The organism is Lentzea chajnantorensis, assembly GCF_054300775.1.
Window position 1 is genome coordinate 4,569,891 of the sequence record NZ_JBSDZT010000002.1, and the last position, 13,576, is coordinate 4,583,466.

General features: G+C 68.4%; 9 protein-coding genes and 3 pseudogenes. 4 read left to right on the plus strand and 8 right to left on the minus strand.

Annotated features, from left to right (window positions below; all coding sequences use genetic code 11):
- The first annotated feature begins 81 nt into the window (after positions 1 to 81).
- Complete coding sequence (locus ACVDFE_RS22930) at positions 82 to 852, plus strand: dioxygenase family protein (protein ID WP_458431790.1); 771 nt, start codon at positions 82 to 84, stop codon at positions 850 to 852.
- A gap of 421 nt (positions 853 to 1,273) precedes the next feature.
- Here ACVDFE_RS22930 and cmdF read toward each other — a convergent pair whose 3' ends face one another.
- The 5 genes and pseudogenes from cmdF to ACVDFE_RS22955 all read right to left on the minus strand — a co-directional run.
- Positions 1,274 to 2,851 carry a tyrosine 2,3-aminomutase gene (gene cmdF / locus ACVDFE_RS22935; RefSeq protein ID WP_458431791.1) on the minus strand — a complete coding sequence of 526 codons (1,578 nt, stop codon included), beginning with the start codon at positions 2,849 to 2,851 and terminating at the stop codon, positions 1,274 to 1,276.
- Positions 2,848 to 4,095 carry an APC family permease gene (locus ACVDFE_RS22940; protein ID WP_458431792.1) on the minus strand — a complete coding sequence of 416 codons (1,248 nt, stop codon included), beginning with the start codon at positions 4,093 to 4,095 and terminating at the stop codon, positions 2,848 to 2,850. Before ACVDFE_RS22940 ends, cmdF begins: the two co-directional genes overlap by 4 nt.
- Positions 4,096 to 4,347: 252 nt before the next feature.
- A complete protein-coding gene (locus tag ACVDFE_RS22945) occupies positions 4,348 to 4,869 on the minus strand; it encodes a hypothetical protein (RefSeq protein ID WP_458431793.1) in 522 nt (173 codons plus the stop codon).
- A 93-nt stretch (positions 4,870 to 4,962) separates the two neighbouring features.
- The gene (locus ACVDFE_RS22950) at positions 4,963 to 5,502 is read right to left on the minus strand and encodes a hypothetical protein (RefSeq protein WP_458431794.1); all 540 of its coding nucleotides are present in this window, start codon (positions 5,500 to 5,502) and stop codon (positions 4,963 to 4,965) included.
- A 411-nt stretch (positions 5,503 to 5,913) separates the two neighbouring features.
- Positions 5,914 to 6,909 (minus strand): annotated as a pseudogene (locus ACVDFE_RS22955) (IS701 family transposase); the annotation flags it as partial.
- A 95-nt stretch (positions 6,910 to 7,004) separates the two neighbouring features.
- Here ACVDFE_RS22955 and ACVDFE_RS22960 point away from each other — a divergent pair.
- Positions 7,005 to 7,882, plus strand: a pseudogene (locus ACVDFE_RS22960) (IS5 family transposase).
- Positions 7,883 to 8,198: 316 nt separating this feature from the next.
- Here the strand turns inward: ACVDFE_RS22960 and ACVDFE_RS22965 are convergent.
- A complete protein-coding gene (locus ACVDFE_RS22965; protein ID WP_458431795.1) occupies positions 8,199 to 8,741 on the minus strand; it encodes a TetR/AcrR family transcriptional regulator in 543 nt (180 codons plus the stop codon).
- A gap of 52 nt (positions 8,742 to 8,793) precedes the next feature.
- On the opposite strand from ACVDFE_RS22965, the pseudogene ACVDFE_RS22970 reads away from it, so the two are divergent.
- A pseudogene (locus ACVDFE_RS22970) lies at positions 8,794 to 9,711 on the plus strand (amidase); the annotation flags it as partial.
- 169 nt (positions 9,712 to 9,880) lie between these two features.
- Positions 9,881 to 10,216, plus strand: a complete 336-nt coding sequence (locus tag ACVDFE_RS22975; RefSeq protein ID WP_458434382.1) for an amidase family protein — start codon at positions 9,881 to 9,883, stop codon at positions 10,214 to 10,216.
- Between the two features lie 253 nt (positions 10,217 to 10,469).
- On the opposite strand, the gene ACVDFE_RS22980 is transcribed toward ACVDFE_RS22975, so the two are convergent.
- Together ACVDFE_RS22980 and ACVDFE_RS22985 are read right to left on the minus strand one after the other, a co-directional pair.
- Positions 10,470 to 10,664 carry a hypothetical protein gene (locus ACVDFE_RS22980; protein WP_458431796.1) on the minus strand — a complete coding sequence of 65 codons (195 nt, stop codon included), beginning with the start codon at positions 10,662 to 10,664 and terminating at the stop codon, positions 10,470 to 10,472.
- Between the two features lie 172 nt (positions 10,665 to 10,836).
- A complete protein-coding gene (locus ACVDFE_RS22985) occupies positions 10,837 to 13,458 on the minus strand; it encodes a BTAD domain-containing putative transcriptional regulator (protein WP_458431797.1) in 2,622 nt (873 codons plus the stop codon).
- Positions 13,459 to 13,576 lie beyond the last annotated feature (118 nt).

Below are 13,576 nucleotides of genomic sequence, written 5' to 3' on the forward strand. Positions count from 1 at the left end.
CGCGGTTTCCTGCAACCACTCACCACATGCATTCCGTTCCCACCACGCACAGCGAACGGTATGCCCGGAAGGAAAAACTCCATGCACGACGACGATGAGCCGGTAGGCCGTGTACTCGGCCGACGGCAGGCGCTGATCCTGCTCGGCGCCGCAGGCGCGACGCTCACGGTCGCGGGATCTCCCGTGGCCGGCGCCACCCAGACAACCGGCGGCCCCGAGGTCTGCGCACCGGCGCTGAACTGCGTGGTCAAGCCGGAGCAGATGGAAGGTCCCTATTTCGTCGACAGGATGCTCAACCGGTCCGACATCCGAACCGACCCGGCCACCGGTCGGCCGTCGCCAGGAACGGCGCTGACGCTCAACTTCACCGTCCAGTCGGTCCGCCCGGGACAGTGCACCCCCCTGCCTGACGCCACAGTGGACATCTGGCAGTGCGACGCGCTCGGGCTTTACTCGGACATCCCGTCGCAGGGGAGTTCTGGTCGCCGTTTCCTGCGCGGCTATCAGAAAACCAACACGGATGGGAAGGCACAATTCATCACCATCCTGCCCGGCTGGTACACCGGCAGGACGCTCCACATCCACATCAAGATCCGGACGACCGGCACCAACGGCCGTCCGTACGAGTTCACGTCACAGCTGTACTTCACGACCGCGTTCGGCGCGGCCTACCTCCAGACCCAGCCGTACGCGCGTAAAGGCCCTGCGGACACCACCAACAACAGGGACTCCATTTACCTGAGGGGTGGTGCCCAGATGGTGCTGAACCCCACCAGCACCGGGACCGGCTACAGCGCGGACTTCGCGATCGGTCTCGACCTGTCCAACACCCAGGTCGGCCTCCCCGACTGATCGGGACGTTCGCCGGGCCTTCTCGACCTCGTTGTACTCCACCCTTCCAGTCCGAGTAGGACGGTCAGGTCGTCGGCGGGGAAAGGGAAGTGGTACCGGCAGAGTCCCGACTGCCCTTGACCGGGCACTGGTGATTCCGGGGTGGCCCTCATGAATGGGCTGCTGCCGCCGCCCGGGATCGCCTTGCAGGTCGAAGGCAGTGAGTTGCGCGGTTTGCCGATGCGCGGTGAGGTCGTCAGCACCGGCTGCGCCGCGAACCGCGTTCACCAGACGACACCTCGACCGGGCACATCCCGATCTCGATGATCTGCGTCGACTCGCCCGGCGGCGGCGTTCCTGCTCAACAGGTCGCCTCGACGTCGACGACCAGCACGTGGTCCACCACCATCACGTGCTGATCGTCCCCGGCGTGTGAATCCGATCAGTTGAGTTCCACCCCGACAGCGGACACGAACTCACCCGCTGCGACAGCGGCGGCGACGACCTCGATGTCGTCCGCCATGAACCGGTCCTCGGCCAAAGTGGGCACCAACGACCGGACCTTCGAGTACGTGGCCGCAGACTGCGGGCTCAGCCCGGACCGCCGCCCCGCCACGTCCACGGCCTGCGCGGCCGCCAGGTACTGCACGGCGAGAATCCGGGTGTTGTTGGACAGCACGCGGCGGGCGTTGCGTGCCGAGATCAGGCCCATGCTGACGATGTCCTGGTTGTCCCCGTTGGACGGCACACTTTGCGTGGACGCGGGGCCGATCGTCCTGTTCTCCGCGACCAGCGCCGTGGCCGGGTACTGCGCCCCGGCGAACCCGCTGTTCAGACCAGGATCGCCGGCGACGAGGAACTCCGGCAGGCCGTAGTTGAGGTGCCTGTTCAGCAGCCGGTTCGTCTGCCGTTCGGACAGCACACCCAGCTGCGTCAACGCGATCGTCACGTAGTCCATGGCAAACGCGATCGGCTGGCCGTGGAAGTTGGCGCCGTGGAAGATCTCCCTGCCCTCGAAGAACAACGGGTTGTCGTTCGACGAGTTGAGCTCGATCTCCAGCTTGCGCACGGCGTCGTGCAACGTGTCCCGCACCGCGCCGGCCACCTGCGGGACGGCGCGCATGGTGTACGCCTTCTGCAGATAGATCTCCGTGCGCTGCACGTCCTTGCCGTCGTGCCCCTCCTCCAGCTCGCGCCGCAGGTCGGCGTGCTCGACGGTCAACAAGCTGCCCGCGAGCAACGCCCGCAGGTTCGCGGCCGAGGCGATCTGGCCGGGGTGCGGGCGGGCGATGTCGTGACCCTCGGCCAGAAACGGGCTGGTGGAGCCGCGCAACGCCTCGATCATCAGCGCGGTCACGATCTCCGCCTGCCGCACCTGCTCTAGTGCCCGCGCCACGACCAGCGAGCCGAGGCCGGTCATCGCGGACGTGCCGTTGATCAGTGCCAGACCCTCCTTGAAGCGCAGCTCCAGCGGCTCGATGCCCTTGGCCCGCAACACCTCCCCGGTCGGCACGGGCTTGCCGTCGCGCAGCACGTAACCCTCACCGATGACCGTGCTCGCCACGTGGGCGAGCGGCGCGAGGTCACCGCTCGCGCCGAGCGAGCCGATCTCCGGAATGGCGGGCGTGATGTCCGAGTTGAGGTACAACGCCAAGCGCTGCAGCACTTCCGGCCGCACCGCCGAATACCCCTTTGCCAGTGCGTTCAGCCGCGCCGCCACGATCGCGCGTGCCTCGTCGACGGCGAACAGCGGGCCGACGCCCGCGCTGTGGCTGCGCACCAGGTTCGTCTGCAGTTCCACCTCCTTCGCCACGTCGACGCGCATGTAGATCATTTCGCCGTAGCCGGTGGTCACGCCGTAGATCGGGATGTTCTGCCGGGCGATGTCCTCGAACATCGCGCGGCTCTTGGCCGCCTTCGCGAGCGCGGCCGGTGCGACCGCGCACTCCTGCCCCAGCTCCGCGACGCCACGGACACCCGCGATGTCGAGGTGCTCACCGTCGAACTCGACCAGACTCAACTGATTCCCCTTCTCAGTGTGGTTGCGAGCAGCACCACGGCGAGCGGGTACAGCAACGCCCACCCGCCGAACGGCAGCACCAGCAGGCACCCCAGAAACGCGACCACGGCGCAGACACGACCGATGTCGTCGGGTGGCAGCACCTTCACAGCGGCCGCGGTGCCCGCCAGGTACAGCACGAGGAACGTGGCGCTCGGCCATGCCAGCAGTTCCCCGAGATCAGGTCGCAGCAGTGCGTCCGCGAGCAGCACCACCGCGAAGAAAACTCCCAGGCACGCCAACGCGACCCACGGCGTGCGGTGCCGGGAGTGCAGCCGCGCCAACGCTTTCGGCAGCTCGCCCACGCGCGCCTGGGCGTACAGAAGGCGGGAGAGGCCTGCGATGTTCGTGTGCACGGCCACGAACGCGCACGCCAGCGCGAACACCGCTGTCGCCACCCCTGCCGCCCGGCCGAACGCGGACGCGGCGGCCACGCTCATCGGCGCCAGCCCGTCGCCCTGCAGGTACGCGCCGGTACCGATGGTCACGAACGCCGCCGCGCAGTACAGCACCGAGAGCACGACCGACGCGATCCCCATGCTGAGCGGCAGATCGCGTCCGGGGCGGCGGAAGTCCTCCGCGAGGTGCACGACCATCTCGAACCCGATGTAGGACCAGAAGATCAGCAGTGCGGCCGCTCCGACCGCCATCCACCCGTTCGGCACAAACGGCGTCAGAAACCCGGACCGCACATCGGGCAGTCCGGCGACGGAGATCGCCGCGATCACCGCACCCACGGCGGCCACAGCCCCGGTTTGCACCGCCGCGGACGCCTTCAGCCCTCGCGAGTTGAGCCACAGCGACACGAACAACAGCACCAGGGCCAACACCGAGGCGGCAGCGTCGGGCAGGCCGAAGTACGACGTCACGTAATGCGCGCCGACCAGCGCGATCACCGGCACGGACAGCGGCACCGAGGCGAGGAACCACCAGCCGCACACACGGGCGGACCGAGGCCCGAACGCGTGCGAGACGTAGGCGATGATGCCTCCGGCGTCCGGGATGCGTGCCCCGGCCCGACCCAGCGCCACTGCCAACACCAGCCCGAACAACGACATGACCCCCCACGCGACGAGCGCGGCCGGTCCGGCGGTCCGTGCGGTCAACGCCGGCAGCACCAGCACGCTCGGTCCGAGCACCGCGCCGACGGCGAGTGCGGTCCCGGCGGGCACGGTCAAGTGCCGGCGCAGGCCGGTTTCCCCCATGAAGGATTCCACCCCAATGAGATAGCAGTGCGTGATTGTCCAACTCCGTACCGTAACCACATCAGCGTTGGTTCGTCGAGGTTCCAACCGGAACTTGTTCCGGTCCGCGGTTCGAACCAGGCCAGTACTCCAGCCGCACTTCGTGGTCCTTGGTCTGTCTGCGCTGGCGGTGAAAGGCTTTCGCGCGGCGCTAGTGACGTCTACGCCAGTGGGACCAGGCCCACTCGCGGGTGCTGTCGTAGACGGTGGTGATCAGGTGTGCCAGGAGACGCTTGACCTCTCCGGGTGAGCGGGATGAGGCCGCTGCCGGGGCTTTGGGACGATCGTGGCTGTGACAGCGAGGTAGGTGCGGGCGAGCATTGCGAGGGTGATGTGCCGGTACCAGGCGTCGTAGCGGCGAACCTGGTGGTGGTCGAGCCCGGCCTCGGTCTTGGCAGCCTGGAAGCAGTCCTCGCCCGCCCAGCGGGCGCCGGCCACACCGATGAGATCGTCATCTGTGGTTTCGTCTGGCGCGCAACATAAGTAGTAGGCCAGTTCGTGCTCGCCCTTGGTGTTGCGCGTGAGTGAGCGGCGGGCCAGTAGCCAGCGGCGCCACCCCGGCGGGATGGAATGCTCGTAGATGGGCAGCGAGGCCACCGCCCAGTCGAACAATCGTGGCCCCCTGGCTCCGTCGTCGCAATTGCGGCGTTTCCAGACGTCATCTGGTGCTTGCGCCGCCAAGACGTCGGCGCGGGACGTTCCGCCGACCGCGGGAATGGTCAGGTTGCAGGCCACGGCGACGACGTAGCCGATGCGTGGATTCGGCAGGGTTTGGCTTGGCGCAACTCACGCCGCCTGGGTGGGGGAGTGCCCCACCCAGGTGCTCGATCAGGAGATCCTGAACGAGTTGGCGCGGTTGTTCAACGCTCCGACATCGCCGTTGTCGAGCCAGGCGCTGGAGTCGCCGGTGAGGTCGTTGCCGTCGAAGAGCTTGACGTCGCAGGAGTTGTAGGTCTGCACCGAGCTGATCTGGTTGGCCGAGGCGCCGAGGTTGGCCCCGCCCTCGTTGTTGGTGATACCGCTGGTGCAGCCGACCTGGTAGGCCGGGTTGAAGACCACGACCTGCGAGCCACTGGCGCCCGTGCCGTAGTACAGGCGAGCCACCACCAGCCCGTCGCCCGGTGTGCCCTGCTGACACCCGAAGGTGTTGTCCCGGACCGCGCAGTACAGGGTCGCAGTGGTGCCCACGTGCCCAAGGCGGGCCAGGTCCGACACCATGACCGGTGTCGAACTGGTGAACCGCTCGACCTGGATCGTCGACGCGGCGGGCGCCGCCTGGTCGGCCGGGCTGGCCGAGGCGTGCGAGCCCACCACTCCCACCGCGCTCACTGCAAGCGCCACAGCCGCGAACCATCTTCCCTTGCTCATGTGAGCACTCCCCTCATGGATCCTCCGGTTGTTCGGAGTCTCCGACGGGCAAGATTCCGCACACAGGCCTGCCGCAGGGGCAGAGCTGCTCACGTCACCCGGACAGCGCCCCGAAGATCACCCAGATGCCGATCTGCAGCCTGACCGGTGATACGGAGGGCAGTCCTCTTCGCGGGCGACAATCACGAGCTCGACGCGGGTGGCGCCGTGAAGTTCCATATCGCGGTCGGTACTCACAGCTGTTACTGCCGGTTCCGCCTGGAGCTGGAGACGATGATGGCTGGGCACACCAGGCGAGTACGGGTCGAACACCGCTCCTTCGCGTTGAGCGCGGCGGTTCCCACTCCGAAGGAAGGCCTGCCCGTCCCTTTGCGCATCGCGCAGTTCGGCCGTGTCAGATTTTCAAAACACCTTGCTCTTGGCCTGCTTCAAGCATTCCTCGATGCGCCAGCGGGTTCCGGCGATCCAGGCCAGGTCCAGCAGCGTGCAGCGGCGCGGGCCGTAGCAGACGTAGTAGGCGATCTCGCCGGGATCGGTGATGCTGCGGCGGGCCAGTAACCACTGCCCGCGGCCCGGTTCCCACAACACGCGGATGGGCACCCGAGCCCAGTCGTACTCGCGCGGCCCGTGTGCCCCGGTGCTCACCGACAACCTGCGCCAGGCCTGCACCGGCAGCTGCGCGATCAGTTCGTCGGCGCGGGCATGGCGGAAGTCGGTGGTGGACAACACGTCGTTGACTTTGGTGGCCAGCACGTGCGCCACGTCGCGCTGTTTCAAGCCAGAACCGCAGGTACTTGACCTGCCCGTAGGCCTCGTCGGCGGTCACCCAGCCGAAAGGCACCTCGGCATCGAGCGTGCGCTCGCTTATCGCCATCGCCTGCCGCGGCTTGGTGGCGAACTCCACCTCGCCGGGGGACGCCGGCCGCCCGGCACCGGTCCGGATCGGCGGTCCAGGATTCCGGCAGGTAGAGCTTCTCGATCGATCAACGCGTGCCCCCGCGCCGAGGCGTAGGCCAGGAACACGCCCACCTGGCAGTTCTCCGTCCGGCCGGCGGTGCCCGAGTACTGCCGCTGCACCCCCGCCGAGCGATCGCCCTTCTTCAGGAATCCGGTGTCGTCAACGATCAGCACTCCGTCCGGGGCGCCCAGATTCTGCGCGACGTAGTCCCGCAGATCGTCACGGACACCATCGACGTCCCAGTCCATCCGCCGCAACAACCGCTGCATCCCATCCAGCGAGACTTCACCGGCCCGCTCGTCCAACGTCCAGCCGTTCTTGCGCTTCAACCCCGCGGTCAGACCCAGCACATACTCCCGCACCCGATCGCGCGGCTCCGACCTGACGAACCGGCCACCGATCCGATCATGCAACCGGCCCAGCTCCGCCACAGCGACATCGACCACCACGCATAACATGATCCATTGCGGAACACACAAGTGCCGTTGCAGTACTAGGGCGTGTCCTGCGGATCTTTCTCATGATCGTGTGCAGATGATGGTGTGTGGTCGGACGTGGTGAGCTGACGGACAAGGCCTGGGCGAGAATCGCGCCGTTGCTGCCCGCGCAGAGCGGGCAGCGCGGTGGCCGGTGGCGCAGCCACCGGCAGGTGATCAACGCGATCCTGTGGAAGGAACGCACCGGCGCCTCGTGGCGTGACCTGCCAGAACGGTACGGGCCGTGGAAGACCGCGCACGAACGGCTTCGGAAGTGGACCGCGGACGGCACGTGGGACCGGATTCTTGAGCACGTGATCGTCAAAGACGACTCACTCGGGACACTCGAGGACCATGTCGCGTTCGTGGTCAGCATCGACTCCACGAGTGTCCGGGCGCACCGGCACGCGGCGGGTGCCCGGAAAAAGGGGGCTGCGCGGACTGGATCGACGACCTCGCCGTCGACGGCGAATGCCTCGGACACTCCCGAGGCGGACTGACCACCAAGTTCCACCTGGCAGTCGACTCGGCCGGGTTGCCGCTGGCGGTGATCCTCACGCCCGGTCAGACCGGAGACAACCCGCAGCTGCTGCCACTGCTCGACGACATCTGCGACATCGATGTCGACGGGCAGCGGGTGCGGGTCGGTCGAGTGATCGCCGACAAGGCCTACGCGCACCCGAGCACCCGAACCGCGTTACGGCAACGGCGGATCAAGGCCACTATCCCGGAACGCGTCGACCAGATCGCTTACCGCAAGGCCAAGGGCTCGGCCGGTGGCAGGCCACCGGCCTTCGACCCCGATCTCTACAAGATGCGCAACGTGGTCGAGCGCTGCTTCAACCGGCTCAAGCAGTTCCGCGGCCTGGCCACCAGGTTCGCCAAACGAGCCGCCTACCACCGCGCCGAGATCATCCTCGCCTGCATCGTCCTCCACCTCAGGTGAAGGTCCGCAGGACAGGCCAGATGATCGGCGGGCCGGCCGGGGTGCAGGCCAGGCGCAGACGCAGGCCCCAGGAGAACCGTGGATGCGACGAGCAGTGGCCGGCCCAGCTGGCCGGTTCGGAAGGTCTGGTGGTCTCGCAGGAGCGGCCGCATTTGACCGGGTGGAGTCCACGATCCAGGTCGCGTCGTCCACAGGTCGGTGTCGACGGCGAGCGGCCGGATGGCTTCGGCATACAGCGGTGGAACCGCACGCGGGCGAGCAGTTCGCGCGTCCACGATCCCCGCGGTCCCGGTGCGGCCGCGGCACACCGCAGGTCCTATTTCCACAGCCCGGCCACATGCGTGTTCAGGACCTCCGCCGCGTCCTGTGCGGTGAGGTGGCCGATGACCACGTGGGTGGTGAGGCCGTCCGCGATGGCCAGCAGCGCGCGAGCCGCGGCCGGCGGATCGGCCAAGCCGCTGCCGGTGGCCAGGCGGACGAGCAGGTCGTGCAATGCCGCGTAGCTGTTCCTGAGGGGACGAGCGAGTGGCTCCTTGATGGCGGCCTGGGCGACGAACGCCAACCAGATCCGCGCCTGAGCCCGTTGTTCGTCGCGCAGCAGCGCGATCTCGTCGATCGCCTGCCCCAGGGAGGAGTCCGCGGTCAGACGTGCTCGCACGCGCTCGCCGACGTGCTCGACGGCGAACAGCAGCATCTCCTCCTTGGTGCGGAAACAGCGCTGAACGGCACCGAGTGAGACCTCGGCGCGAGCGGCGACGTCACGCATGCTCACCCCCTCGGGCCCGTGTTCGTCGGCGAGGAGGCAGACGGCTTCGGCGATCTGGCGGCGCCGGCTGTCGTAGTCCACCTGCTTGGGCATGCTCTCCTCTTTTCCGATACGGTCGTATCGATCTTATCGGATGGAGAACGTGATGATCAGGCAGGACGCCTTGTGGGCGAAGACGGCCGCATCCCAGGCGGAATCGGTCCGGAGCGGCGAAATCTCCGCCGCCGAGCTCGTCGAGAGCCACCTCGACCGCATCGCCGAGGTCAACCCGCGGGTCAACGCTGTTACGCAGCTGATGGCCGAGCGTGCGCGCGAGGCCGCGGAGCTCACGGACCGGCAGCGAGCGGCGGGGGAGACGCTCGGGCCGCTTGCCGGAGTGCCGTTCACGGTCAAGGAGTCCACCGCCGTGGAAGGGGTGCCGACCACGCTCGGGTTGCCGCGGTTCCGCGACCTGGTGGCGGCGGCCGACGCGCCCCCTGTCGCCCGGCTCCGCGCGGCCGGCGCGATCCCGATCGGCCACAGCAACATGCCAACCCTGGTACTGGCCGGCATGCACACCCGCAGCGAGCTGTTCGGCGACACCGTCAACCCGTGGGACCCCGGCCGCACCCCCGGTGGCAGCAGCGGCGGAGACGGGGTCGCCGTCGCCACGGGCATGGCGGCGCTCGGTCTCGGCAACGACTCCGGCGGTTCGGTCCGCATCCCGGCCGCGTTCTGCGGGGTGGCAGCGCTGAAGCCGACCACCGGACGGTTCCCCTCCGACCACCGCATCCTCGGCGCGGACGACCCGGGACCGGCCTCGCAGCTGTTCGTCACCGACGGTCCGCTGGCGCGCACGGTCGCCGACCTGCGGCTGGCCTACGAGGCACTGGCCGGGACCGACCCGCGCGACCCCCGTGCCGTGCCGGTTCCCCTGTACGGCGAGCCGCTGTGCGGACCGGTCAAGGTCGCCGTCGTCACCGATCCCGGAGGACAGGGCGTCCACCCGGACGTCGTTCGCGCTATCGCCGCGGCGGCCGATGCCCTGCGCGACGCCGGGTACGACGTGCAGGAGGTGGCGGACGTGCCGCGGCTGGCCGACGCGCTGGAGGCGTACGGCCGGATGACCGTGACCGAGTTCGCGCCGACCTGGCCGGTGGTGCGAACGCTACTCGGCAAGGGCGGGGACCGCTACATCCAGATGGCCATGGACAAGACCCCGCCGGTGGACGCCGCGGAGCTGCACGAAGCTGATGGGGACGTGGCTCGGCATCCGCCGCTCCTGGGCGGAGTTCCTCGACGAGCACCCGCTGCTGCTCGGACCCGTGTTCACCGAGCCGCCCGTCGAGCCGGGCCTGGAGTCGCGCGACGAAGCGGGACGCGAACGGGTCGCCCGCGCCCTGCGCCTGTGCGCGGTGACCAGCTTCGTCGGTGTTCCCGCCGTCGCCGTACCGACCGGCGTCAGCGACGGGCTGCCGTCCGGCGTGCAGCTCATCGGGCGCGCGTTCCGGGAGGACCTGTGCCTGGCTGCGGCCGAGGCGGTCGAGAGCCGCCTCGGTGTGTTCACCCCGCTCGACCCACGCCCGTGAGCGAAGCGGCGGGTTGACGCATCCCTTCAAGAACGCCGAGAAGTGCCCGGAAATGGCATGGTGACCATGCAGCTCAACGTTCCCGTTCGACCGAGCCGTGACCACGCACTGTCCGTCATCGAGAACATCACCGACGACGACGTGACCAAGCCGCCGCCGTGCGCCGACTACGACGTCCGCGCCCTGCTACCTCGGAAAGCGTCACGCCGTGATGGTGTGGCGCCTTCGCGAGTCCGGGGTAGTGGTCGGGTGGTCATTCACGCTGGTCCACAGTCGAGAAGTGCGTGATCCGGTCCTCGAGCTCGCGCGCCTCCTGCTCGGCCAAGTGCACGGAGAGCACCTGTCGCACCGCCTCGTTCCGGAAGACCTTGCGGCGCGCGGCAATGCACGTCAAGCCGTCGAACGCGCATGGCGGCAACCGCACGTTGGCCTCCTGGTGAGTGCCCACGGCGACATCATCGCGGCCAGTTAGCCACAACGACTGGAACCCTTCCGGTGGGGCAGGTCAAGATGTCACCAATCCGTGCAGCAGACCCAGTGGTTCGGCGTGTCCGCTGACGTCACCCGGCAGCTAGTACACCACTGCGAAGACTCACCCTTCGGCGTGCCCGTGAGCACACTCAAGCTAAGGACACTCTGCTGATTTCTGTGGAGGCTGCGGCGAGCAGGTTCTCCACCTTGCGCACGGCGGTCGTGCGACGCTGCGTCCGGTAGAGATCGACTGCCCGGAGCCAGGCCTGTTCCGCCTCACGGACACGACCCCGGGCCCGCTCGGACTCGCCGAGCTGGGTCAGCACGCTCGCCTCGATGTAGTTGTGGCTGAGTCGGCGGCACAGTGCCAGCGCCTCCTTGCAGTACCGCACCGCATCCGCGTACGCGCCCGTGTGGTGGGCGAGAAAGCCGAGGCTCTTCAACGTGTGCAGGGCGCCGTCGAGGTGATCGTGGCGTCGGCACAGCTCAAGTGCGGCCTCGCAGTGCGCTTGTGCGAGTTCGTGGTTGCCCAGGTGTGCGTGGGTCCAGCCGATGCAGTTGAGCATGTCGGCTTCCCACTCAGGCTTGTCGAGTCTGCGGTAGTGCGCCAGCGCGCAGGTGGCGTGCAGTAGCGCCTGTTCGTGGTGGCCGTGCCGATCCTGCAGCCACGCCAACGAGTTGTGCGCGTGAGCTTCTTCCGTGAGGTCGCCTTGCCAGGCTGCCAGCTCCACTGCCTGCTCCAGATGTTCCGCCGCGGTGACGAGGTCGGTGACGCTGGCGCAGGCGTCGCCGAACGACCGGTGCGCGAGCACCTTTGCGGTGTCGTCGTCGAGACTGTGGATCTCGGCGAGTGCGACCCGCCACACGTCGACGGTGTCGTGGTGCTTGCCCGTACGCCACTGATACACACTGAGCAGACGGGCCAGCTGCCAGCTCGACGGCCCCGGAAGGCGCTGTATGGCAAGAAGACATGCGTACTCGTCTTCGTACCAGGACATGGCCGCCGTGATGCCGTCGTGCGATGCGCATCCGGCAGGTGCGGGTCCCGTGGCGAGCGGCGAGCGGTGCGGGTAGAGCCACCGGTCGGCGGCGATCGCGCTGTGCAGGTAGAAGTTGATTAGCCGCTGCAGCGCGGCGTCCCGGCCGGGCATGGGTTGCTCGCTCGCGTAAAGGTGGACGAGGTCGTGCATGCGGTAGCGGTCCGGGCCGGTGCGGGTGACGAGGTGCGCCGCCTCGAGCTCGGCGAGTGCCAGAGCGGCCTTCTCCGCCAGCAGCGCGTCGATTGCGGCGACACCCAGGTCCATCGAGGGCGCTGTCCCCAACAGGCCGAACAGGGTGGCGGCGGGTCCGCTGAGTGCCCGGTAGGACCAGGACAGCGTGGTCCGCAGGCTCAGGTCACCGGCGTCGAGCGCGTCGAGGCGAGTTTCGCGCAACTCGGTGGCGATCGACGCGAGGCTGAGGTTCGTGCGGACTGCAGCGCGGGCGGCGACGATGCCGAGCGCCAGCGGGAGGCCGCCGCAGTGCCGCACGATGTCCGTTATCGATTCGGGTTCGTGAGCGCCCAGCCGTGCGGTCAACAGGTCGCGGGCCTCGTCGTCTGGCAGCACGTCCAGTGGCATCGACACCGCGCTGTGTGCCGCGATCAAGCCGGTCAGCGGGTGTCGGCTGGTGATCAGCGTGCGGCACGTCTCAGCGCCCGGCACCAGCGGCACGACCTGCTCGGTGTTCGCCGCATTGTCCAGCACCACCAGCATCTTCCTGCCTGCGACCGCGGTGCGGTAGAGGCCGGCGAGCGCGTCCACGTCGCCGGGCAGGCTGTCCGGCGGCATGCCCAGTGACGTGAGGAAACGGCGCAGTACCATCGCCGGATCGACCGGCTCGGTCGTGGGGTCGAAGCCGCGCAGGTTGACGTAAAGCTGACCGTCCGGATAGGACTCCGCGTGTCGGTGCGCCCAGTGCAGCGCGAGCCACGTCTTGCCGATGCCGCCCGCGCCGCGGATCGCTGAGATCAAGACGGTGTGCTCGCCCGCATCGGTCAACGCGTCCAGTTCGCGCGCCCGGCCGACGAAGTGCCTTGGCGCCAATGGAAGCTGCCGCGGGACGGCCCGCGTGGGCAGCTCGCCGGGGGAGAGCAACCGCTGGTGCAGCTTCCGCAGCTGACTGCTGGGGTCGATGCCGAGCTCGTCGGCCAGATGCCGCCGCACCGTCTCGTAGCGCGTGAGCGCCTGAGCCTGCTGCCCGCTGCGCGCCAGTGCGTCGATCAGCTGGTGCGCGACGCGTTCGTCGAACGGGCGTTCGGCGGCGAGCACGGTCAACGGGACCACTAGCTCGGCGTGCCGGTCGAGCCGAAACCGGACGTCGTGTTCGTCCAGCCGCGCGGCCAGGCGCTCGTCTGTCAGCGTCTCGCGCACCTCGTCCACCCACGGTGATTCCACGCCCACCAGCGCGTCATTTGTCCACAACCCGAGGGCCTCACCCAGTACCTCGCCACGCTTGTTGTCGTCCGTGAGCGTGGTGGACCGCGCGACGAGGTCGCGAAAGCGGTGCAGATCGACGCTGTCCTGGTCGGCCTCCAGCACGTACCCGCCCGAGCGCCGAGCGATGCGGGCGTTCTCCGCGCCGGCGAGCGCCGCCCGTAGTCGAGAGAGGTAGCTGTACATCGCGTCCTTGGGCCTGCGCGGCAGCTCCTCGCCCCATATCCGCTCGGCGAGCGTGTCGGCCGACACCACCCGGTTCACGTCGAGCAGCAGTACGGCGAGCACGGTGCGCACCCGTGCGTGCCTGAGCAGGACCGGCTGACCGGCCACTGTCACGCCTACTTCCCCGAGCAGCTGAAATCGTGCTCTCACGATGTTGTGCCTCCCCTGCCGACGTGTCTACAGACTTGTG

What these genes read in the sequence shown, in the direction of transcription:
- ACVDFE_RS22975 (WP_458434382.1), top strand. Translation starts at nt 9,881, where the DNA reads ATGGGGACGTGGCTCGGCATCCGCCGCTCCTGGGCGGAGTTCCTCGAC.
- ACVDFE_RS22930 (WP_458431790.1), top strand. Translation starts at nt 82, where the DNA reads ATGCACGACGACGATGAGCCGGTAGGCCGTGTACTCGGCCGACGGCAG.
- ACVDFE_RS22940 (WP_458431792.1), bottom strand. Translation starts at nt 4,095, where the DNA reads ATGGGGGAAACCGGCCTGCGCCGGCACTTGACCGTGCCCGCCGGGACC.
- ACVDFE_RS22965 (WP_458431795.1), bottom strand. Translation starts at nt 8,741, where the DNA reads ATGCCCAAGCAGGTGGACTACGACAGCCGGCGCCGCCAGATCGCCGAA.
- ACVDFE_RS22950 (WP_458431794.1), bottom strand. Translation starts at nt 5,502, where the DNA reads ATGAGCAAGGGAAGATGGTTCGCGGCTGTGGCGCTTGCAGTGAGCGCG.